This window comes from Marinobacter sp. AC-23, assembly GCF_001858325.1.
Taxonomy (GTDB): Bacteria; Pseudomonadota; Gammaproteobacteria; order Pseudomonadales; family Oleiphilaceae; genus Marinobacter.
Genome location: NZ_MBPP01000006.1, coordinates 53,031 through 74,862 on the forward strand (window position 1 = coordinate 53,031; position 21,832 = coordinate 74,862).

The window sequence follows — 21,832 nt, forward strand, 5'->3', positions numbered from 1 at the left end:
CGCTTTAGTCTTCGGGCTGGCTTAAATCCAGCCATTGTTGTGATAGCCAATAAAAACTGCCGTTTTCAGCCGGATGAGTGCAGTTGTAGCGAAACCGGCGGCTGTTGAAAGGCCTGGGGGCTTTAACCGAAATTTTGTCACCCAATACCTCAAAATCGATACGACCCATACCAGATGCGAAACAGGTTAACCTTGCGGGTTTGATTTTTTCCACGAGGGGCAGTGTTAATGTCGGAGGGTTCGACGCCATGATGCCGTCGGGCAATGCATTGGCATCAACGGGAAATGCCCTGCTGGTCAGTTTATCTTTGAGGCCGTTAAGCTGCCCGTAAGCATTGGCCATGGGGAATCGCGGCAAGCGTGTTTTCCCAGAAAGCGGTCCAATAGCTCCCGATTGCTGCCCAAATCCAAACCAGCCTCGCTCAGCGACCTTCGCCTCTAGTGTTTCGTCGAATTCGCCGTAAGGGTAGGCAAACAGAGGTAAGCCGGTTCCGAGTTTTTTCTGCAGTTCTGCCTGTGCAGAATCCAGGCTCTGAGTGGTTCTTTGTTTCCAGTCTGCTTTTGGTTCGCTCGGCTTTCTTGCCATATGGCCGTGGCCGGCGCCGTGGTTGGCGAAGCTTACACCATCACGCTCAGCCAACGCCTGTAACTGATCCCAGGTCATATAGCCTTGGTTGCCTACAGCTTTTGTGTCAACAAAAATGGTATAGGGCAGCGTCCGTTTTTGTAGAATGTCTGCTGCTACGCTGTAAACCGATTCGTAGGCATCGTCGAAGGTGAGGGCGATACTTTGATTCATTGAAGGGCTGTGGGAAAACAGGTTCTCCGTTGCCTCATGCAGGTCAACAACTTCCAGGCCCAGGTCTGAAATGACATCGAGCTGGGCTTTGAATAAGGACACAGATGTACTGGTAGAAGGCGGAGTGGCATCGCTTATGTGGTGGTACTGAAGCACAACCAAATCGGCCTTTGTAGTTAGGCTTACAAGCAAGAGTGATAACAGGGTTGCTGAAATACAGAGTTTACCTGCGGTCATGTCTGCTCCATTGTCTGGGTGAAATGCGCTTTAAGTACAGAAAATGCTTCATTTAGGGATTGAATTGCTTCCGTATCACCGCCTCGGTCAGGATGAGCCTGCATGACAGCGCGGCGAAATGCCTGTTTTACCGTTAGAAAGCTATCGGGTACCGAGTCGAATCCTAACACCTTTGCTGCTTGCAGGGTCTCAGGCAAATCAGGACCTGTGGTTTGGTAGCCCGACCAAAAGTTATCCATCATTTGATTGATGACATCTTCGGGAAGCTCATACTGGGATAAGTCCAGGTAGAAACTGCGTAAGCTATCCACCCTGCCGGGCATGCCGTTCCCGGCGACTGTATCCTGGCGCTCAATGCCAATTCGCATGGGCGAGATGTATAGGTTTTCACCCGTCTGAGCCAAAGAGTCCCTCAGGCTATAAAGCACGTGAAAAAGCAAAAAGTGTACAGGGTAGAGTTTTTGAGTATCGTGAAATTCCACCTTGCCAATGAGTTCCCAGGGAGGCCTTTGCAGCTTTCTGATCAGATTCAGTTCGTCGATACCAAACGATGAATTACGAAGCTCATGCTCAACGGCCACCAATAGATGCTGGATGTGCTGTTCCAGCATCGGGTTAGGCGCTTTAGTGGGTGTTGGTTCTGATAAATCCGGGGAAACGGGTGTGTTATTCATGGTCCCAATGGTAGGTCAGTGGCAGCTCTCAGGGAAGGGTCATCAACTTGGGTAGTCCACCAGTGAACAGTGCTGTCGACAAATCGGTAGCCCTGTGAACCTCGTTGTCAGCCTGTTCCGGGCACTGATGCACGCGCCTGGCAACCATAAGGCTGGTTCCGTAGGCGACGCCGAAAAAAGCGGTGCAAAGGTATTCCTGATCGACCTCTGGCAGAACCTTCTTTTCGATAGCATCCCTTACATCATCCTCCAGGGACATCATAATCAGCCCGAGTATGCCGGAGCCAAATAACTCTTTCAGGGCGCGGTCGTTACTATGGGCCAGTTCGTAAACTAGTGGATCCCGGGCGGTTGCACTGTATAGAGCAAGGTAGGAGCAGTGAATGAACTCTTCTGTTGTCTTCGCAGAGCGTCGAGAGCGGATCAGGTTTTCATTGAGCCCGCTCAGGAAATCTGAGAGCAGCGCAGCAAAAATATCCTGCTTGCTTCGAAAATAGTTGTAGAAAGTGCCAGACGCCAGATCAGTATTCTGGATGAGGTCGCGAATGGTGGTACTTTCATACCCTTGTTCCTGAAAACAAATGCGTGCAGCATTGAGTATCGCTTGGCGGTTTCGCAGGCGGTTTTGTTCCCGCTTACCCGTAGCTTCTTTCTCTGAACTCAACATATCCATGTCGGTGTCCTGTCCCTGAAATGATGGGATGCGTATAATCTCATGAACACTCTCCCAATGAACACATTTGTTATGCCCGAAGCAATAATGGACAGCTTAAATCAGAGCACTAGTGCTGAATACGAACGTTCCCAGAAAGTAGAGCAGAATAAACTGCAGAAGCGTTTGCGCCGGGACGTTGGCCAGGCCATTGCGGATTTCTCGATGATTGAAGCTGGCGACAAAGTCATGTGTTGCTTATCTGGCGGCAAAGACTCGTATGCCATGCTGGACATTCTGCTTAATCTGCAGAAAAGTGCCCCGGTTTCGTTTGAGCTGATCGCTGTTAATCTCGATCAGAAGCAGCCTGGCTTTCCGGAAGAGGTTTTGCCTGACTATCTGGCTGGTATGGGTATCGAGTATCACATTATCGAGAAAGATACCTACAGCATCGTTAAAGATAAGGTGCCGGAAGGAAAAACCACCTGTGGGCTATGCTCGCGGCTACGTCGCGGCATTCTTTACAACTTTGCCGAGGAGCACGGTGTTACCAAAATTGCATTGGGACACCATCGTGATGACCTTCTGGAAACACTGTTCCTGAATATGTTTTACGGAGGCAAACTTAAAACCATGCCACCCGTACTGCATAGCGATGACGGGCGAAATACCGTTATTCGGCCGTTGGCATACAGCCGCGAGAAAGATATTGCCAGGTATGCAGAACTTAGGCAGTTCCCGATTATTCCATGCAATCTCTGCGGCTCTCAGGAAAACTTGCAGCGCCAGGTGATCAAGGACATGTTTCAGTACTGGGATAAGCAACATCCTGGCCGGCTTGAAAGTATGTTCCGGGCTATTTGCAATGTTGAACCCTCGCATCTTGCGGACCCCAATCTTTATGATTTTCGCGAGGGCGAGCGACTGGGGGGTAAGCGACAGTCAGTACAGACGGCGACGCCAGAACAGGAACCAGAGCAAGGCTTTGGCCGCTTGGATGTCCTGAATATCTAGTTTTCGGAAAGCTTGGCTGAACAGCTAGGCGCCTGCCCGGGTCGGCTTAATGGCCGATCAGCGCCAAAAGTGGCAGGGTCCAAAGCCCGAAAAGAATCAGCAAGGCGCCGGTAAATTTCCGGAACCTCTGATTGCTTTTTAATCCGTTGATCCAGTTGGCTGCATAACCGGCCCCGAGCATAGACGGCAAGGTGCCTAGCCCGAAAAACACCATGGTCAGTGCGGCTGAGCCTACCGAAGGCTGCAACGCCGCCCAGCCCAGAGTGCTATACACTAATCCACATGGTAGCCACCCCCAGAGTGCGCCGAGAGCAAGCGCTTGGCCTGCGTGATTGATAGGTAAAATTCGGCGCGAGAGGGGTGACAACCGCGCCCAAAGCGGCGCGCCGATCCGCTCCACATAACGAATTCCCTGCCACCACTGGCCCATGGACAATCCCATGGCTATCAGTAACAAACCCGCACCAGAGCGCAGAACCATGCCAAGCGGCGCCCATTGATTTGCGGCTGTCGTGCTCAGCAGTGCAATCAGCGCAGCAATCAGCGCGTAGCTTGCGATTCGCCCGAAGTTGTAGGCAAGCAGTAGCAGTGACTGCCGCATACGAAATCCCTTGCCAACGGGCAAGGCCATGGAAAGTGAGGCGCTGATCCCCCCACACATGGCAAGGCAGTGAGTGCTGCCTAGCAGGCCGATGAGAAACGCGCTGGGATAGCTGAGATACAGTTCCGGAGTCATGATCGTTCAGGCGTATCCTTTGGGCCGTCCTGCTCCGGGGCTTGAGCCTCTGTGGGGCCTGGTTTGTCTGTGCGGGCTTCTTCCGGAATCATATCTTTGTCATCATCGTACAGAATTCGGTGCGCAGGGCCTTCCAGGTCGTCGTACTGGCCATTCTTAACAGCCCACGAAAACAGGAAGATGCCCATGGCCACCAGAACCAACATGATAGGCACCAGGAGCATTACGATTTCCATGGTGTAAACCTCATAGTTAAAGCCATATGTTTACGGTATCAGGGCGCAACCTGTGCGCCAACTGTCGCTGCTCTGTTGCGGCTTTGGGGGCGGGGCTGCTTACCAAGACGGAGCGCGTTGAGCACCACAATCAACGAACTAATCGACATACCTATAGCAGCCAGCCAAGGCGGAACCAGGCCGGCTGCCGCCAGGGGTAGGGCGCATACATTGTAAACAAGTGCCCAAGTCATATTCTGGCGAATGATTCTTTTTGTGCGCCGGCTGGTATCGATGGCCTCTACCAGCTGCATGAGTTGGCCGTTAAGCAATACTGCGTCGGCTTTTAGTTGGGTGAGGTCTGCCGCAGTGCCCATGGCAACCGAGATACCGGCGCCCGCCATGGAGGGCAGGTCGTTAAGGCCGTCCCCCACCATCATTACCTGGTGACCTTCAGACCTTAGCCTGTTCAGAACGTTCAGTTTTTGTTCCGGGGAAGCCTGGCCGATCGCTTCATCAATGCCCAGTATGTCTGCAATTTGGCGCACATGGCCGGAGCGGTCACCACTAAGAAGGATTGTGCGGATGCCTGCATCTTGAAGCGCTTTGACAGCCTGCGCGGCATCGTCTCTGGGTTGATCGTCGAGTCGGAAGCAAGCCAACCACTCGTACTCTGAGGCGAGCCAGATTTCCATGCCAGAGTGTAATTCAGATTCGGGTTTTGCAGCTTGGGTGAACTGCGAAACGAAGTCTTTGTGGCCAATGAAAAAGGACTGGTCACCGAATGTGCCAGATAGTCCGCCGCCCAGATGGTTGTTTACATTATTAACGGCTGCCGCCGGACGGCCATGGAACACCCGCGCAATCGGGTGCTCTGAATGTTGCTCTAGGCCACTGGCCAGCCGTAGGCAGATGTCTTTGTCTTTGCTGCCAACAATACGGGTGTCGATCAGGCTCAGTTCGCCCCGGGTCAGGGTACCTGTTTTATCAAACACTACTGTATCGATGGTGTTCATAGACTCCAAAGCATGGCCCCGTGTCGGCAGAAAACCCAAGCGCCGCAGCTTTACCGTGGCCGAGGTGATCGCCGTGGGGGTAGCAAGAGATAGCGCGCAAGGGCAGGTCACCACAAGTACCGAAAGCGTAATGTCGAAAGCATTATCCGCGCCTGCAAGCCACCATCCGATCCAAACCACAGGGGCAAGGATCAACACCCGCCCGACAAACTTGCCCGCAATGCGATCGGCCATTCGGGCCACCCGCGGTTTTTCTGACTGAACGCGGTCCAGTATTCGCAGAATTCCAGAAAGCCGAGTTTGCGCGCCGGACTTTTCAACCTGAACGTCTAGTGGGTTCTCACCGTTAATACTCCCCGCGTGAACAATATCACCGGGTACCCGGGTTTCTGGTAGGTACTCACCGGTAAGGGCCGATTCGTTGAGGGTAGATTGGCCACGGAGAATGACGCCATCAACGGGCAGGGTTTCCCCGGGCCGGATTCGAACGACATCGCCGGGCCTTACTTGATGGGCCGGTATGATGTCCGTGTGTTCTCCGGTGACTCGTGTGGCCACCGTAGGGTGAAACCCGGCCAAGGCATTGCCAGTTAGCCCTGCACGATATCTGGCTTGAACTTCTATATAGCGCCCAAGCAAAAGAAAAAATGTGAACATGCATACGGACTCAAAATAGACTTCTTCGCCTCCTGTAACCGTTACCCAGGCACTGGCCACAAAGGCAAGACCAATCGCAATGGCAACGGGGACATCCATGGTGAGGTGGCGAGTTTTGATATCGCGCAGAGCGTTTCGGAAAAATGGTCCCGCGCTGTATAGCACAACCGGCGTGGCTACCAGCAAGCTAAACCAACGGAAAAAAGCCACAAACTCGGGAGTCAGACCACTGATCAGTTCCAGATAAAGAGGGAACGCCAGCATCATGCTTTGGAAGGTGCCAATGCCTGCAACAGCCAGGCGAATCAGCATGGAGCGGTTTTCGGCTTTCAGCTGATCTTCTACTTCATCTGATTGATAAGGGCGGGCGGTGTAACCGAGCTCATGAATGGCAATCAGTAGGCTGCTAAGCCCGGCTTTGTCCTGGGCCCAAACAAGCCTTGCACGTTGTGTTGTGTGGTTTACGGAAAAGGAGGTCACTCCGGGTTGCTTTTTTAAGTGGTTTTCAAGCAGCCAGATACACGCAGCACAAGTAATGCCGCCAATTAGCAGCTGAGCTTCCTGGCCGCCTTTAACCGGTGAAACAAAAGCTTGCTGGACCAGAGGGTGATCTAGCTCCCGGAGCCTGTCCAGCTCACCTCCAGATAGTGCTCGGGGCGTAACAGCAGCTTCGGTACGTAGCTGATAAAATCCGGTAAGGCCCTCGGTGTGTATGATGTTGCACACCGCTTTGCAGCCTTCGCAGCAGAAAAACCGGGTATCCCCGTCAATCTGAAAGGTAATTGGCGGCTCCCCGGCAGCCGGTTCACCGCAATGGAAGCAATCCTGGGGTTTCACCCTTGCGCAGAGCCTTTCGAACTCATGTGAAGTTTGCTGTCTGTGGGCAACCAGGCCTCACCCTTGAGCCGCCATTGGTTGTCTGGCCCCCGGAGATCGTAATACCAGCGCCCATCGATGTCATCTAGCAGGGTTCCGGTGTAATGACCGTTGCCATCGCTTCTGAACTGAATAGTGCGGTCGTTCTGGGCTAACGTTGGGTGGAACAGGTTGAGCACCAGGTAGGGGAACTCTGCCGGACCCTGTTCAGTGTTAACTGTTAGTAGGATAGCTCGACCTTCAAATGCCATATCCGCGTTTAGGCCTAAGTCTGCTGCATTCTGGTCACGGGCTATCTCCAGGTTGATCCCTCGGCCTTCCTTTGAATAGTCATCAGAAACCATTGTGTCGTCCATGTTCACAGCAACAACGAGCATACACATACTAACGGTAATCGCGGCTAGAGGAGCTATGGTCAAAAACCAGAACCAAGGCTGCCGATACCAGGGTGCTACGGGTACGTCTTCATTCATAATACGCAGTCTCATCTGTGTGCAGATTGCCAACGGTGACCCTAAAAAAGATCACTGGGTTGGGCCGACAAATCGGCTTTCGGTTTCCAGCTTCAGCGAAGCGTCCGTTTCAGACTGTGCATGGAAGATAATTTCATTGTTTGATTGCGGGATAGACTCGGGAGGTACATCCACGACGGTAGGCAGTGAGCGGTTTTCACCGCTGTTTACGGTTACTTGGACCTCAGTCAGGATGCGAATATCTTCCATGCCTTCAACAGAAAAGGTAAAGGTCTGCGGCACCTCCGACATATTGACGATTTTCAAGGTATACGAGTTTTCGATTCGCCCCTCACCGTTGAAGCTGTACAGAGCACCTCGGTCCCGAAGAATATCCAGCTGGGCAGGCACACGCGTTGCTATTACGAAAATAATGGCGGATATCATGGCCGTTAATACGAGGCCATATCCAAATGTTCGTGGCCGCAGCAACTTTGACGGTTTGCCTTCCAGTTCGTTCTCGGTGGTGTAACGAATTAGCCCGCGAGGATAGTTCATTTTGTCCATGATTTCGTCGCACGCATCAATACAAAGTGCACAACCAATGCACTCATACTGCAGACCATCACGAATATCGATACCAGTAGGGCAAACATGTACACATTGCCCACAGTCTATGCAGTCGCCCAGTCCCACTTCATCAGGCTTCACTTCTTTTTTGCGACCACCGCGCGGCTCGCCGCGATTGGGGTCATAGGAAACGATACGGGTATTCGGATCAAACATCACAGACTGAAAGCGTGCATACGGGCACATATACAGGCATACCTGCTCTCGCATCCATCCCGCGTTTAAATAGGTTGCTGCGGTGAAGAAAGCCACCCAAAAATAAGACCAGCCGTTAGCCTGAAAAGTGAGAATATCGGTAAGCAAATCCCGAATCGGGTAGAAGTATCCAACGAATGTGAGCCCGGTCAGCAAGGCAATGATGAGCCAGGCCGTGTGTTTGGCCAATTTTTTTAGCACTTTCTCGGTGGAGTTCGGTGCCTTGTCTAACTTCATTCGCTTGTTACGGCTGCCCTCAATGCGCTCTTCCACCCACATGAAAATGAATGTCCACACGGTTTGAGGGCAGGTATAACCACACCATACTCGACCAAACAGTGTGGTAATGAAGAACAGACCAAAGGCACAGATAATCAGCATGCCCGAGAGCAGAAAGAAATCCTTGGGGTAGAAGGTGGCGCCGTAAAGGTGAAACTCCCTGGCCGGCAGATCAAAGTGGATTAATGGAGCGCCGTCCAGTGTCAGCCAGACGAACAAAAAATACATGCCCATAAGAAGCAGTAGGCTGACAGTTCGAATACGTTGGAACAGTCCCGTTACTTCTTTGGCGTAGATTTTTTTCCTGCTGGCATAGAGTTCAACTGTTTTCGTTTTTTTCTCGCCCGGGGGCTCCGTGGAGGGATCGACCTGCGTGACAGGAATTTGATTACTCATGAATACCTCCAGGTGGAGTCATAAAGCGCGGAATGCATTGCGGCTATTGCAGATCTTTTCAAGCCTGTGCCCGCACGCAGACACAGGGTTGAACAGACCTTGCCGGGCCAAATGGCCCGGCTGGAACGTCAGTTAGACAGGCTGTAAACGTACGCAGCCAAAATCTGGATCTGATCTTCCGAGAGACGGCCACCTTGGGCTGGCATCTCGTTTTGTCGACCGTTAACCACGGTCTCCTTGATCCATTTGTAGGTAGAACCATAGAGCCAGACGTTGTCGGTCAGATTCGGTGCACCCATGGCTTGCATGCCCTTAGCGTCTGGGCCGTGGCAGGCAACGCAGCCCTGGGCGAATACGGCTTTACCAGCTTCGCTGCCGCCGCATCTTTCTCACGACCACTGAAACTCAGTACATAGTTTACGACCTGATCGACCTGTTCATTGGTCATGTTAGGCATAACGCCTTTGGCAGGCATGTTGCCCTTGCGACCGTTGTGCAAGGTTTCCAGGATGGCATCCGGAGATCCACCCCAAAGCCAGTCGTCATCGGTCAGGTTGGGGAAGCCAACCTGACCGCGAGCCGCAGAGCCGTGGCACACAGAGCAGTTATTGGCGAACAGGCGCTGACCAATCTTCAGTGCGTCGTCGTTCGTTGCCAATTCAGGCACAGGGGTCTGGCCGTACTGAGCGTAGATTTCGCCGTATTTTTCATCAGCAGCTGCAACTTCCGCTTCCCACTGGTTGGTCGATGTCCAGTTTAACAGACCTTTGTAGTTACCCAAGCCCGGGTACAGAGCCAGGTAACCAAGGGCAAAAATACAAGTCGCTACATACAGGTAAAACCACCACTTGGGCAGGGGGTTGTCATACTCTTCTATTCCGTCAAAAGAGTGGCCCGTAGTGCGTTCGGTTTCTGCATCGGTTGTCTGGCTCTTACGAGTGGCAAGCAACAGCCACCAGCAACCAAAGACTGTACCGAGCACGATCACACTGACCCAGATGCTCCAGAAGGTACTCATTGTTTTTTCTCCGTTTTTTCCTGCTCAAGAGTACGCTTTTCCACCTCGTCATCTGCGAACGGCAGGTTGGCTGCTTCGTCGTTGGCTTTTTTGCGGTTGGCGCTAAACGCCCACCAGATGATGCCAATGAACACCGCTATCAAAATAAGCGTGTGAACGCCGCGTAACTCGTTAATATCCATCAAATCACCGTTTGTCTGAAAGTACGGTGCCCAGCTGTTGCAGGTATGCGACCAGGGCTTCGATTTCAAACTTGCCATCCAGATCATCCGCCGCACTGGCAATCTGATCTTCGGTGTAGGGGACACCCAGCGTTTTCATGGCTGAGAGTTTGGCCTCAGTCCCTTTGTGGTTCACTTTGTCCTCAAACAGCCATGGGAAGGCAGGCATGTTTGATTCGGGAACGACGCTGCGTGGGTTGAACAGGTGCTGGCGTTGCCAGGCATCTGAGTACCGACCACCAACACGGGCCAGGTCTGGCCCCGTGCGTTTGGAGCCCCAAAGGAACGGGCGGTCGTAAACGAACTCGCCGGCTACGGAATAGTGCCCGTAACGCTCAGTTTCTGCGCGAAAAGGGCGGATCTGTTGTGTATGACATACGTGACATCCTTCGCGGATGTAGATATCACGACCTTCTAACTCCAGTGCCGACAAAGGTTCAAGGCCTTCGATGGGTTCATTGACCGATTTCAGGAAAAAGAGTGGAACGACCTCCGCAAGAAAGCCACCGCTTATGGTCAGGATGATAAGCACTATCATCAGACCGATATTTTTTTCGACAATATCGTGTTTCATTTGCTCTCTCTCCGTTACGCCGCCTGAACTGCCGCATTGTCCTGGGCAACCGCTTCTTTCTGGCGCACGGTCATGTAGACGTTATAGGCCATGAACAGCATGCCGCTGAGGAATATGACGCCACCGAGGAAGCGCACAAAATAACCCGGGTAAGATGCCTCAAGGGATTCAACGAAGCTGTAGGTAAGACTGCCGTCTTCGTTTACTGCGCGCCACATCAGGCCCTGCATTATGCCGTTCACCCACATGGCTACGATATAAAGCACGGTACCAATCGTTGCGAGCCAGAAGTGCACGTTGATCATACTAACGCTGTACATTTCTTTCAGACCCCACAGCTTCGGGATCATGTGATAAATCGCGCCGATACTAATCATCGCAACCCAGCCCAGAGCGCCGGAATGTACGTGGCCAATAGTCCAGTCCGTGTTGTGGGACAGTGCGTTGACGGTTTTAATGGACATCATCGGGCCCTCAAAAGTGGACATGCCGTAGAACGACAGGGAAACCACCAGGAAGCGCAGGATAGGGTCTGTACGGAGTTTGTGCCAAGCACCCGACAGGGTCATCATGCCATTGATCATGCCGCCCCAGGAGGGTGCGAGTAGAATCAGGGACATCACCATGCTGGCTGTCTGGGCCCAATCGGGTAGGGCCGAATAGTGCAGGTGGTGGCCACCCGCCCAAACGTAAGTTGCAATCAACGCCCAGAAGTGAACGATGGATAGGCGATAAGAGTAAACCGGGCGATTCGCCTGCTTGGGCACGAAGTAGTACATCATGCCAAGGAAGCCTGCTGTGAGGAAGAAGCCTACCGCGTTATGGCCGTACCACCACTGCATCATTGCGTCGGTTACACCGGCATAGGCCGAGTAGGACTTGAAAGCACTAACCGGTAACGCCATATTATTGAAAATATGCAGCACGCCGATGGTGAGTATAAAGCCGCCATAGAACCAGTTGGCAACGTATATGTGCGGTGTGCTCCGCTTGGTAATCGTGCCGAAAAATACAACACCATAGGTGATCCATACCACTGCGATCAGAATATCGATGGGCCACTCTAGCTCAGCGTATTCTTTGGTACTGGTGAAACCCATTGGCAGGGTAATGGCTGCTGCAACGATGACAGCCGTCCAGCCCCAGAAGGTAAAGGCAGCCAACTTGTCTGAAATCAGGCGTGTTTGGCAGGTTCGTTGAACTACGTAATAGGACGTAGCAAACAGGGCGCTACCGCCAAAGCCAAAAATGACAGCGTTGGTATGCAAAGGTCTTAGGCGACCAAAGTGGGTAAAGGGCAGGTCGAGGTTGAGGGATGGCCAGACTAGTTGTGCTGCAATCAACACGCCCAGCGCCATGCCTACAACACCCCATACCACTGTCATGATGGCGAACTGCCTTACCACCTTATAGTTGTATGTCAGGTTCGGATTTTGTGTGCTCATAGCCTTACCAATGGGTTCAAAGTGGGGAAATATGCGGGCGCAAGTATGGAGAAAGCATTAGCTGTTTGCAATGACGCGGATCAACTCCTGATATCCATCAAATGTGCCCGAATCAGCAGCATAGCGCTCTTTCGAAGCGTTGCAGCAGATGTCCTATGATAGCTTCATAGCTGCTCAAGTTGAACTTGCCAAACTTGACCAAGAACAAAAAACGTTGCATCGAGCCGAAAGTAATTGCACTAGCTCTCAGCTATAGCCGTTTGATTGCGCCCCCGAGCTTTCGCTTTATACAGTGCGCTGTCTGCGCGCTCAAAAAACGCCTGCTGATCTTCGTTTGGTTGCATCAAGGCGATGCCCGCGCTCATAGTAAGCTTCGCCGTGGCGCCGTCTGGGGCGTTAACCACTGTGGCGCGAAGGTCTTCCAGCAGGGCTTCGCATACTTTTTGCGCACCTTTCATGTCAGTGCCGGGGAGCAATAGTGCAAATTCTTCGCCGCCAAACCGAATAGCAACGTCCCGTGGGCGTTTTGCATGTCGGGACACGATGTCGGCGATCGTTTGTAGGCAGATGTCGCCAAAACCGTGGCCCCAGGTATCATTTATGGCCTTGAAGTGATCAACATCCACTAGACCTAGCGATAGAGGTTGGCCAGTTCTGCGTGCTTCAGCACACAGTTCGGGCAGAATGTTATCCATATGGCGCCGGTTATATAGGCCGGTTAGTGGGTCATTGAGGCTAAGGGTAGCGAGTTTTCGATTGGCGTTTTCCAATTCCCGCATGGTAGAGCGCAACTGAGCCGTACGTTCATGCACTTTGTATTCCAAATCCGTCCGGGCTTCCTGCTCCACCTCAAGCAACTTGTTGTTCATAAGGCGCCAGCGCTGAACCATGGCGTAGTTAAGCAGAATGACTTGGCCGCCTATAGCCATTAGCATCAAGGATTCCCGGGCCATGAAGTCCGTTAGATAGCCAAAGGCCGCCGCAGCATAAATCAGCGCCCCGGCTGCCATGATCACCCACGCCAGAACATACCACTTCGCCGGTTGGTAGCCTTCGCGCCACCGGCTTACAGCGATAACGGAAAGGATAAATATTATAATCAGTCCTAGAAGAGTGTTGAGTAAAATGGCCTGATTGTAGGGGAGCACCAAGGTCAATCCAATAACCCCTACGCAGAGCCAGGTAATGGCCTTGAGTGTTTTGTCAGCACGAGTGTGTCGTTCGACTTCAAAAAATGAGCGCCCGAACAGTGTCATGGACAAACCGCACAGTATGAGTGACAGCGGAATAAAGGTGTTCGCGAATGCCGGGTGCTCGGGCCAGAAGTATTGGTTGGCAAAACCGCCCATGGCAAAAAGAAAAAGCCCCATGGTTCCCATATAGAAGGCGTTGTGCAGGTAATAGAAGGTTCCGGAGCTGGCAAACAGGAGGAGATTGAAAATAGCGAGCACTAAAATTGCGCCGTAAAACAGACCGTGACTAATGGCCAAATGATTGCTCTGAGCTATTACCTCCGCGGGGGTTTCCAGTTGAAGTGGAATGTTCAAGGCGCCACTGCTGCGTATGCGAAGGGTAATAGAGCGGCTTTCGCCGCTATTAAGATGGATAGGCAGAAGGAAGTACCTGTAATCTACCGCTCTTGCTTGAAAGCGGTGCTGGTCACCGGTTACGAGAACGTCACGGGGGCCGTCGCCTTGCCAGAATGTCACTTCATCCAGCAGAGGGTAGTTAAGGTTGAGGTACCATAGCTGGCGCTCTTTGCCACTATTTTGGACATTCAGCCGCACCCAGTAAACCGAGTGGGTTTGGCTGAAGACCAGTTCGTGCCCACGGGAAGGAGTCCATTCCATGTTGCTCGGTAATTCAGCCGGTTGAATCGCACCATGAGCCGGGTCGCCCGGAGATGACTGGTAATAGCATACGTAGTACAAAAGCGAGTTGCGCGCTTGGGGGTCGTTGGCATCGAGCACTGGACACCCCGAAGCGGGGACTGTTGCCTGTGCGAGTGCCAGTACTGGCAATGCACAGCAAGTCAGGAGACAAAACAGGCGCGCAAAAAGTGACATTGTATTGTCCGAAACTGTTAGAGCCCGGAGTGTAGCGAACGTACATAATCTATGCTGTTAAACACTTTAAAATTTTGCGAGCCGTCACAAGCTCAATGCACTTAGGTCAAATGCCACTTTGTTTAAGTACGGTGATGGTCTCGTTAGTGTCCATCATGGGAACCAACTCTGCCATCAGGTCGCGGCGGTCGTCGGAAAGGTACCAACGATTCCAGTCGGCTTCGGAGCGCCAATTGGCAAGGGTAATTCGGTGATTGGGATCGTTGCTGGCAACCAGAGTTTCTCCAGAAACGAACCCCGGCGCTGCGACGGCGCGTTGCAGCACCTTGCGGGAGCGTTCCTCGTAGGCAGTTTCAAGGGATTCGGCTATATGGCGTTCAATCAGAACCCGGATCATAAAAATCTCCAGACATTTTTTAATGATATAACCAGTAATTTAGCACGTATTTCTGAAAAAACAGATCAAACTGAAGGAGATGGCTGATGACAGTTGAGTGTGACGCCGAGCTGGATACCTCCGGCTTGTTTTGCCCCGAGCCCGTGATGATGCTGCACAATCGTATTAACGATGTTGCGCCGGGAAAGATTCTGAGGGTTGTCGCTACAGACCCCTCAACAACCCGTGACATACCCAGGTTCTGCCAGTTCCTGGGGCACGAGCTGATCAGTCAGGTAGAGCGGGACGACCATTTTATTTACCTTATACGTCGCGGCGACTGACCATGGGCTTTCCGGGCGCTCATGATACGAACATAGTCAGATGGCCGGTGTCAGGCCTTGAATGTGGTCCATGAATTGACTCAGGTTCATTTCGCCTAGAACCCTCTGTAATGCCATTTCGTTACCGCTGCTGTCGTAGAACAAAATGGCGGGCGGCCCGAATAAGCCTAGTTCGTCGAGCATCGCTTGCTGAGCGGGAGTATTATCCGTCATATCAAGCTGCAGCAGCGTGAAGGGTTGGAGCGAGCGCACCACATCTGCATCACTGAACACATTGCGCTCCATGACTTTGCAGGAAATACACCAGTCTGCATAGAAGTCCAGCATAACCGGGCGCCCCTGTTGCTGGGCCTGCAAGAGCATGGTTTCAATTTCCGCAGGGGTCTCCACTCGGATAAAGTCTGCATGGCTGGCGTTATACCCGGCCGAGCTTCCCGGTGCTCCAGTTGAGGTTGCTTTGGCCAAGAAAGGGTCCAGGGGCGCTAGTGGATTGTTGGCGCCAGTGATCGCTCCAGCCAGCAGTGCCAGGCCGTATGCGAAAAAGATCAACCCCAGGCCTTTTCTGGTCCGCTCCCAGCCGGCTTTTGCCGCGTCGAAGGCCCCGAGCTGAACGCCGGTTATCGCCGCCAACATGCCCCAGAGAGTGAGGCCAATCCAGCCAGGAACCAATCGCTCAATCAGCCAGATGCTACTGCGATCAGCATTACGCCGTAAAAATGCTTAACGGTGGTCATCCAATGCCCACTGGTTGGCAAAACCTTGCGTCCGCCCACAGCTACCAAAATAAGGGGGACACCCATGCCTAGCCCAAGCGCAAACAGAGCGATTCCGCCAATCACGGCATCCTGTGTGGTGGATATGTACAACAGGCTGCCCGCAAGCGGGGCAGAGACGCATGGCGATACGATTAAAGCGGAAAGGGCGCCGATACCGAAAATACTGATCACCCGGCCGCCGGTCAGTCGCTGACTGGCGTCATTCAGTGGTTCGCGGATAAAGCGTGGAAGCTGGATCTCAAACAGGCCAAACATCGACAGTGAAAACACCACAAATAGCAGGGAAAATACACCGAGCACCCATGGCGACTGAAGCTGTGCCTGTAAGTTGAAGCTTGCACCCAATAGCCCTGTCAGTACGCCAGCCCCAGCATAGGTGAGGGCCATTCCAAGTACATAACTGCTTGCAAGCAACAGTGCGTGGCCAGTTGTACGGGTGTTTTGGCCAGATACCAACGAAGAAATGATTGGAACCATGGGTAGCACGCAGGGCGTAAAGGTTAGCCCCAGGCCAAGCAAGAAAAAGACGCCCGCGATAACCAGGGTCGACTGTTCCGACAGAAATCCAGCCAGCCCGGTTGCTGAGCTGGTGTCTGCCTGTGATGTTGCTCCGGTTTGTGTGGCGTTGCTTTGGTTGCCAGCTCCTTGGCCAGAGCCAGGATCCTGGCTTTGGTAAAACAACACTTCGCGAGTTTGGGGTGGGTAGCATAGCCCGGCTTCTGCACAGCCTTGATAAGTTACTTCGAAGCGGGCTTCTCGCATATTGGCTGGCAAAGTTATCGGAACCGTCGCCTCTACAGGGTCGTAGAAAACAGTGGTTTTGCCAAAGTACTCGTCCTCGGTTTCGGTACCAGGGCTGGAATACTCCAGCGCGCCGGCGGTGGCGCCGTCATCCAGTGCCTTGATGCTGATGCGATCGCGATAGAGGTAATGTCCGGGGGTTATATCCCAGGTCAGCACAACCGTATTTGCGTCTGTGGTGTGGCTAAACGGAAGCGCCTCATCCACTTGGAGGAATTGGCTGCTCTGGCTCCCAAAAAGAGAGTTGTTATCGCCAAATGCCCAGACTGCATTCGGTGCTGTAAGTAGCACGGCACATGCAAGCAGTAGTCTGAGTGGTTTGGTAAGGCGCTCAATGCGGCCAAAAATGCTGGGTAGGGCTGTCATGAAATGCGCAATTCCCCGGTTGATTAAAGACATAAGGCGATAGCCGGCCATGCCGGATGAGCTCGTGGTTCGATAACGATGAGCCAGCCAATGGACACAAAGGCAATGCAAAAGTTCCCTCTGGCATTGGGCGCGTTAAAGTCGCACAATAGCGTCCCAATGAATCACAGTCCAAATGATCTTATCATGCTGTTTAATGACCTGTTTCGGGGAACATTCCGGACAATGCTGGTTAAAGGCGGCGAAGAACCTGAATACCTGCCTGCAGGCAGCGCCAAAAAACCTGCACAGATCGTTTTCGCCCATGGCTATTATGCCAGTGCTCTGCACGAAATAAGCCATTGGTGCGTGGCGGGTGAGTATAGGCGCACACTTCACGACTATGGATACTGGTACTGCCCCGACGGGCGCACACCCGAGCAGCAGCGAGCGTTTGAGCAGGTTGAGGTAAAGCCCCAGGCTATTGAGTGGCTTTTTTCTGTCGCCGCAGGTTCACGTTTTCATATTAGCGTGGACAACCTGGCTGGAGACGGTGCTTCAGACGACGATGGATTCCGTCGCAAAGTACTGGCACAGGCAGAGGACTACCTGGCTAGAGGCTTGCCGAAGCGGGCACAATCCTTTTTTGATACGCTGAAATCGTTTTATGGAACCGGCGATACCTTCAGTAAAGCCTGGCGCGATGACGCTGGGCGCGTGGTTCCGTTATATTCTGAAAAGAACATTATGAGGCAAACTGAGACTCCATGACATCTGACCCAAAGCACACAGGCGATCTGAGATTCAGCGAACTGAATCTGGATAAGCGCCTGCTGGACGCCATTGCTGCCATTGGTTTCGAATATTGCACACCCATACAGGCTGAAACTTTGCCTTGGACGCTGGCGTGTGAAGATCTTATTGGCCAGGCCCAGACCGGTACCGGGAAAACCGCGGCGTTTCTTATTACCGCCATACAAAGCTTGCTGGAAACGCCCATACCCGAAGGCGACCGTTTTGCGTCTGAGCCTCGGGTTCTTGCATTGGCTCCCACCCGCGAACTGGCCATGCAAATTGCCAAGGATGCTGAAGAGTTGTGCAAGCATACTGGCCACAATGTCGTAACCGTGGTCGGCGGCATGCACTACGATAAGCAACGTGAACAGCTACACAACGGAGTTGTTGATATTCTGGTCGCCACCCCAGGTCGGTTGATTGACTTTTTAGGCTCCCAGGATGTGTTCCTTGACCAGCTCGATATCCTCATTCTGGATGAGGCGGATCGAATGTTGGATATGGGCTTCATACCGGATGTGAAGCGCATTATCCGCAAATGCACCCCTAAGGATGAGCGTCAAACACTGCTGTTCAGCGCCACCTTCAATCAGGACGTTCTGAACCTGGCATCCATGTGGACCAACAATGCCGAGTTTGTAGAGATAGAGCCCGAGCAGAAAACCGCTGAGCGGGTTGAGCAGGCCGTTTATCTGGTAGGTGACGATGAAAAACTGCCGGTGTTGGTGAACTATCTAAAGCGTCCCGAAGTTGACAAGGCGTTGGTGTTTGCCAATCGCCGTGATCAGTGCCGGGATCTTGAAGAGGATTTGCGTAATCAGGGTGTTAAAGTGGCTCTTATGTCGGGCGAGATCGCCCAGGCCAAGCGCCTGAAAACGTTGGACCAATTCAAAGCTGGTAGCATTCAGGTGCTGGTGGCCACTGATGTTGCAGGGCGTGGCATCCATGTTGATGGCGTTACCCATGTATTCAATTACAACCTGCCAGACAGCGCCGAAGATTATGTGCATCGCATAGGACGAACCGGTCGGGCGGGCAAAACCGGCGTATCTGTCAGTTTTGCGGGCGAGGATGATTCATTCGGCCTTCCGGCCATTGAAGCATATATCGGCCAAAAACTTAAAACTACGGTGCCGGATGAAGCGCTAATGGCTGAAATGGATAATCCTCCCATTACCCGCAAGCGCGGTAGGCGTCCAGCCCAAGGCCAAGGTGGCCGGAGGCCAGTTGGTCGTAACTCCCGCCCACGCCGGAACTGATAAGGCTGACAGCTAATATGTTAATCGTCGCAGATGAGAACATCCCGCTGCTGGACGCTTTTTTTGGCGACTTTGGTGAGATCCGTCGTGTGTCTGGCCGCACCATGAATGCAGACGATGTTCGTGATGCTGATGTGCTGCTGGTTCGGTCGGTAACGCGGGTAGATCGCTCTCTGCTTGAAGGCAGCCGTGTACGCTTTGTTGGAACGTCAACAATTGGCACTGATCACATCGATTTGGCTGGCTCGAGGAAAATGGTATCTATTTCTCCGCCGCGCCAGGCTGCAATGCCAATAGTGTTGTCGAGTACGTGCTGGCAGTATTGTCCTTGTATGCGGAGCGCTGCGTACTGGGTGACTGGTCGCGACTCAGTGTAGGTATCGTTGGGGTTGGGAGTGTAGGTAGCGGGCTGGCAGAAAAACTTACTCGTCTGGGTTTCAGAGTCAAACTTTGTGACCCGCCCAGGGCTGAACGTGAGTTAGACACAGCCGATACGTTTGTTGATCTGGATGAGGCGCTTGCGTGTGACGTGGTCTCATTCCATACGCCTCTGACTCGCGATTTTGCACATCCCACCTTTCACATGATCGGCGAGCGAGAGCTTGCGAAGCTGACGTCTGAACAGCTTTTGATTAACGCCGGGCGAGGCGAAGTAATCGACGGTACAGCACTTCAGGAGCGGTTGGGTCAAGCCAATGCGCCGCTGTTAGCGCTTGACGTGTGGGAGCAGGAGCCAAGCATTAGCCCCGAACTGGTAAACAGGGTTTGGCTGCTACGCCGCACATCGCAGGCTATAGCCTTGAAGGGAAGATGAAGGGTACCGAGATTGTTTATCAGGCCATGAGCAAGTTCATGGGCCTGCCAACACGCAAGCAGGCTGGGCAGTTCCTTCCGGAGCCAGCGTTGAGTAAAGTATCGTTTACCAGTGCAGCTGATGAGCGAGCCGCTGTCCAAATTGCGTTGCGGGCCTGCTACGACCCAAGACAGGACGACGCTCGCTTGCGTTATGTCATGAGGATGCCCAAAGCTGAACAGGGTGTAGAGTTTGACCGCTTGCGCCGGGATTATCCGGTGCGACGAGAATGCTCCAGTTTGAAAGTGCAGCTCAAAGGCACGAGTAAATCCCTGCAAGACAGCTTTCGAGCTATCGGCTTCAAGCTGAAAATCTGACGCCAGTTAACGCGCTGGTGCTTTGTCGTCGGTAAAAAGAGTAGCCCTGACAGCGTGACCAATACGAGCAGAGTCCCGGCTTTTCAGGGCAGTGCGCACCAGATGGATGTGGCTGGATAGATCTTCCAGTAAAGACGGCGGCAAAGAGGGGGGTGTAGTGGTTTCTGGCCCTCTGAGCGCTTCAACCAGAGCGTCTGGTGCGGGTGAACTCAGGCGAGTAAACGCTTCTTGAGTGAGAACCGCCTGATCAAGAGCCTCCTGCCGGATTGTATCCACGTAACGTAAAAAACCTTCCTCAGCCAGCCATAGAAGTGCGCCGAAACATGCCATGTGGCGCTTGCTGTGCAAGCCGAATTCATCCGTTTCGTCCGGGCCGGCAATATCTTCTACAAACAGGTTAACTCGCCTTGGAAAGGCATTGTAAAGCTGAGCCAAGGCTATGGCTGCGTCTTTGTAGAACTCTTCAATGTGGATGTCAGCCATGAGTCAATCCTTTTCCCTGTGCTTTTATTGGCGGTAGCTGGTCAGGAAGTTGCCCAGCCTACCCATGGCATCTTCTAGTGTGTCTTTGCGGGGAAGGAAAACCACCCGCAGATGCTGTTTGTCATCCACATTGAATGCAGAGCCCTGAACTAGCAGGATTTTTTCTTGAAGCAATAGGTCCAGCACCAGTTTTTCATCATTTACGACTGGGAATTTTTTTGGATCCAGCTTGGGGAACAGGTACAGCGCACCCTGGGGCTTCACGCAACTTACGCCAGGGATGTCATTCAGCATTCGCCAGGCAGTTTCGCGCTGCTCGTACAGTCGGCCGCCCGGGGCTACCAGATCATTGATGGATTGGTAACCGCCCAGTGCCGTTTGTATGGCCAGTTGCGCAGGTACGTTGGCGCACAGGCGCATATTAGACAGCATGTCTATGCCTACAATCAGATCTTTAGCGAGATGCTTGGCGCCGCTGATTATCATCCAGCCTGAACGATAGCCTGCAGCACGGTAGTTCTTTGAAAGACCGTTATAGGTGAAAAAGAGCACATCGTCGGCGAGTGATGCCGTGGGTACATGCTGTGTGCCGTCATAGAGTATCTTGTCGTAAATCTCATCGGACAGGATAATCAGATTGTGCTTGCGGGCCAGCTCAATAACCTGCTCCAGTAATTCCTGGCTATAGACGGCGCCCGTAGGGTTGTTGGGGTTAATCAGCACAATCGCACGGGTGCGGCGCGTGATTTTTTTACGAATGTCATCGATGTCCGGGAACCAGTTTTGCTCCTCGTCACAGTGATAGTGCACGGGCTTGCCGCTTGAAAGGGTGACAGCAGCCGTCCAAAGCGGATAGTCGGGTGCAGGGATGAGCACTTCGTCACCGGTATTGAGCATCGCCTGCATAGACATCACGATCAGTTCGCTGACGCCATTGCCCAGATATATATCGTCAATATCGACCTTGTCGATGCCCCGCTGCTGGCAGTAGTGCATGACCGCCTTGCGAGCCGAAAACAGTCCCTTGGACTCTACATAGCCTTGGGCCTGTTGCATGTTGTAGATCACGTCTTGCTGGATCTCTTCGGGCACATCCAGCTCAAACGCGGCCGGGTTACCGATGTTGAGTTTGAGTACACGATGGCCTTCTTCTTCCAGACGCCGCGCCTCGCGCATGACTACGCCACGTATTTCGTAACACACGTTATCCAGCTTGGCGGATTTGTAGTAGTTCTGCATAAGACCCGGGCTTCCTTAGTCATTAAACGTAAAACAGGCGCCTGCCATTGAGGCAAACGACTATTCTAGCGGAGGCGAGGGCAACGGCAACA

19 protein-coding genes and 3 pseudogenes are annotated in these 21,832 nt (G+C 52.9%); 5 read left to right on the top strand and 17 right to left on the bottom strand.

Translation table 11 applies throughout. The annotated features are described in order from the left end of the window. Positions 1 to 4 precede the first annotated feature (4 nt). The 3 genes from BCA33_RS03730 to BCA33_RS03740 are packed head-to-tail and all read right to left on the bottom strand — an operon-like array spanning position 5 to position 2,383. Positions 5 to 1,036, bottom strand: coding sequence for a polysaccharide deacetylase family protein (locus tag BCA33_RS03730; protein WP_071263544.1), 1,032 nt, complete (start codon positions 1,034 to 1,036; stop codon positions 5 to 7). Beyond that, a complete protein-coding gene (locus BCA33_RS03735) occupies positions 1,033 to 1,710 on the bottom strand; it encodes a DNA-J related domain-containing protein (RefSeq protein WP_071263545.1) in 678 nt (225 codons plus the stop codon). The genes BCA33_RS03730 and BCA33_RS03735 overlap by 4 nt, the downstream gene beginning before the upstream one ends. Before the next feature lie 28 nt (positions 1,711 to 1,738). Then, positions 1,739 to 2,383 (bottom strand): TetR/AcrR family transcriptional regulator, encoded by a 645-nt coding sequence (locus BCA33_RS03740; RefSeq protein ID WP_071263546.1) that lies wholly within the window; start codon positions 2,381 to 2,383, stop codon positions 1,739 to 1,741. Positions 2,384 to 2,470: 87 nt separating this feature from the next. Here BCA33_RS03740 and ttcA point away from each other — a divergent pair, with 87 nt between their 5' ends. Then, the gene (gene ttcA, locus BCA33_RS03745) at positions 2,471 to 3,376 is read left to right on the top strand and encodes a tRNA 2-thiocytidine(32) synthetase TtcA (RefSeq protein WP_254774174.1); all 906 of its coding nucleotides are present in this window, start codon (positions 2,471 to 2,473) and stop codon (positions 3,374 to 3,376) included. Positions 3,377 to 3,422: 46 nt separating this feature from the next. On the opposite strand, the gene BCA33_RS03750 is transcribed toward ttcA, so the two are convergent. The 11 genes and pseudogenes from BCA33_RS03750 to BCA33_RS03800 form a co-directional block, all read right to left on the bottom strand. Next, complete coding sequence (locus BCA33_RS03750; protein ID WP_071263547.1) at positions 3,423 to 4,112, bottom strand: sulfite exporter TauE/SafE family protein; 690 nt, start codon at positions 4,110 to 4,112, stop codon at positions 3,423 to 3,425. Continuing rightward, positions 4,109 to 4,348, bottom strand: coding sequence for a cbb3-type cytochrome oxidase assembly protein CcoS (ccoS, locus tag BCA33_RS03755; RefSeq protein ID WP_071263548.1), 240 nt, complete (start codon positions 4,346 to 4,348; stop codon positions 4,109 to 4,111). The genes BCA33_RS03750 and ccoS overlap by 4 nt, the downstream gene beginning before the upstream one ends. A gap of 38 nt (positions 4,349 to 4,386) precedes the next feature. Beyond that, positions 4,387 to 6,837, bottom strand: coding sequence for a heavy metal translocating P-type ATPase (locus BCA33_RS03760; RefSeq protein WP_071263549.1), 2,451 nt, complete (start codon positions 6,835 to 6,837; stop codon positions 4,387 to 4,389). After that, positions 6,834 to 7,364 carry a FixH family protein gene (locus BCA33_RS03765; protein ID WP_368087212.1) on the bottom strand — a complete coding sequence of 177 codons (531 nt, stop codon included), beginning with the start codon at positions 7,362 to 7,364 and terminating at the stop codon, positions 6,834 to 6,836. The genes BCA33_RS03760 and BCA33_RS03765 overlap by 4 nt, the downstream gene beginning before the upstream one ends. 36 nt (positions 7,365 to 7,400) lie before the next feature. Continuing rightward, on the bottom strand, positions 7,401 to 8,828 hold the full coding sequence (gene ccoG / locus BCA33_RS03770; RefSeq protein ID WP_071263551.1) for a cytochrome c oxidase accessory protein CcoG: 1,428 nt from the start codon (positions 8,826 to 8,828) through the stop codon (positions 7,401 to 7,403). Between the two features lie 128 nt (positions 8,829 to 8,956). Continuing rightward, positions 8,957 to 9,846: pseudogene (gene ccoP / locus BCA33_RS03775) on the bottom strand (cytochrome-c oxidase, cbb3-type subunit III). Continuing rightward, positions 9,843 to 10,028 carry a CcoQ/FixQ family Cbb3-type cytochrome c oxidase assembly chaperone gene (locus BCA33_RS03780; protein WP_071263552.1) on the bottom strand — a complete coding sequence of 62 codons (186 nt, stop codon included), beginning with the start codon at positions 10,026 to 10,028 and terminating at the stop codon, positions 9,843 to 9,845. The pseudogene ccoP and the gene BCA33_RS03780 overlap by 4 nt, the downstream one beginning before the upstream one ends. Before the next feature lie 4 nt (positions 10,029 to 10,032). After that, a complete protein-coding gene (ccoO, locus tag BCA33_RS03785) occupies positions 10,033 to 10,641 on the bottom strand; it encodes a cytochrome-c oxidase, cbb3-type subunit II (protein ID WP_071263553.1) in 609 nt (202 codons plus the stop codon). 14 nt (positions 10,642 to 10,655) lie between these two features. Beyond that, entirely contained in the window at positions 10,656 to 12,086 is a 1,431-nt protein-coding gene (gene ccoN / locus BCA33_RS03790; protein ID WP_071263554.1) for a cytochrome-c oxidase, cbb3-type subunit I, read from the bottom strand. A gap of 239 nt (positions 12,087 to 12,325) precedes the next feature. Next, positions 12,326 to 14,056, bottom strand: a complete 1,731-nt coding sequence (locus tag BCA33_RS03795) for a GGDEF domain-containing protein (protein ID WP_254774168.1) — start codon at positions 14,054 to 14,056, stop codon at positions 12,326 to 12,328. Between the two features lie 202 nt (positions 14,057 to 14,258). Next, the gene (locus tag BCA33_RS03800; RefSeq protein WP_071263556.1) at positions 14,259 to 14,549 is read right to left on the bottom strand and encodes an antibiotic biosynthesis monooxygenase; all 291 of its coding nucleotides are present in this window, start codon (positions 14,547 to 14,549) and stop codon (positions 14,259 to 14,261) included. 86 nt (positions 14,550 to 14,635) lie between these two features. Between BCA33_RS03800 and tusA the strand changes: the two genes are divergently transcribed. Further along, positions 14,636 to 14,872 carry a sulfurtransferase TusA gene (tusA, locus tag BCA33_RS03805; protein ID WP_071263557.1) on the top strand — a complete coding sequence of 79 codons (237 nt, stop codon included), beginning with the start codon at positions 14,636 to 14,638 and terminating at the stop codon, positions 14,870 to 14,872. A gap of 36 nt (positions 14,873 to 14,908) precedes the next feature. Here tusA and dsbD read toward each other — a convergent pair. After that, a pseudogene (gene dsbD / locus BCA33_RS03810) lies at positions 14,909 to 16,815 on the bottom strand (protein-disulfide reductase DsbD). 186 nt (positions 16,816 to 17,001) lie between these two features. On the opposite strand from dsbD, the gene BCA33_RS03815 reads away from it, so the two are divergent. The 3 genes and pseudogenes from BCA33_RS03815 (at position 17,002) to pdxB (ending at position 20,018) form a co-directional block, all read left to right on the top strand. Further along, positions 17,002 to 17,565 (top strand): elongation factor P hydroxylase, encoded by a 564-nt coding sequence (locus BCA33_RS03815; RefSeq protein WP_302848212.1) that lies wholly within the window; start codon positions 17,002 to 17,004, stop codon positions 17,563 to 17,565. Beyond that, on the top strand, positions 17,562 to 18,848 hold the full coding sequence (locus BCA33_RS03820; RefSeq protein ID WP_071263558.1) for a DEAD/DEAH box helicase: 1,287 nt from the start codon (positions 17,562 to 17,564) through the stop codon (positions 18,846 to 18,848). Before BCA33_RS03815 ends, BCA33_RS03820 begins: the two co-directional genes overlap by 4 nt. Before the next feature lie 17 nt (positions 18,849 to 18,865). Beyond that, positions 18,866 to 20,018 (top strand): annotated as a pseudogene (gene pdxB / locus BCA33_RS03825) (4-phosphoerythronate dehydrogenase PdxB). Positions 20,019 to 20,024: 6 nt separating this feature from the next. Here pdxB and BCA33_RS03830 read toward each other — a convergent pair. Both BCA33_RS03830 and BCA33_RS03835 read right to left on the bottom strand, forming a co-directional pair. Continuing rightward, on the bottom strand, positions 20,025 to 20,501 hold the full coding sequence (locus BCA33_RS03830) for a hypothetical protein (RefSeq protein ID WP_071263560.1): 477 nt from the start codon (positions 20,499 to 20,501) through the stop codon (positions 20,025 to 20,027). A gap of 24 nt (positions 20,502 to 20,525) precedes the next feature. Continuing rightward, on the bottom strand, positions 20,526 to 21,740 hold the full coding sequence (locus tag BCA33_RS03835) for a pyridoxal phosphate-dependent aminotransferase (protein WP_071263562.1): 1,215 nt from the start codon (positions 21,738 to 21,740) through the stop codon (positions 20,526 to 20,528). Between the last annotated feature and the right edge of the window lie 92 nt (positions 21,741 to 21,832).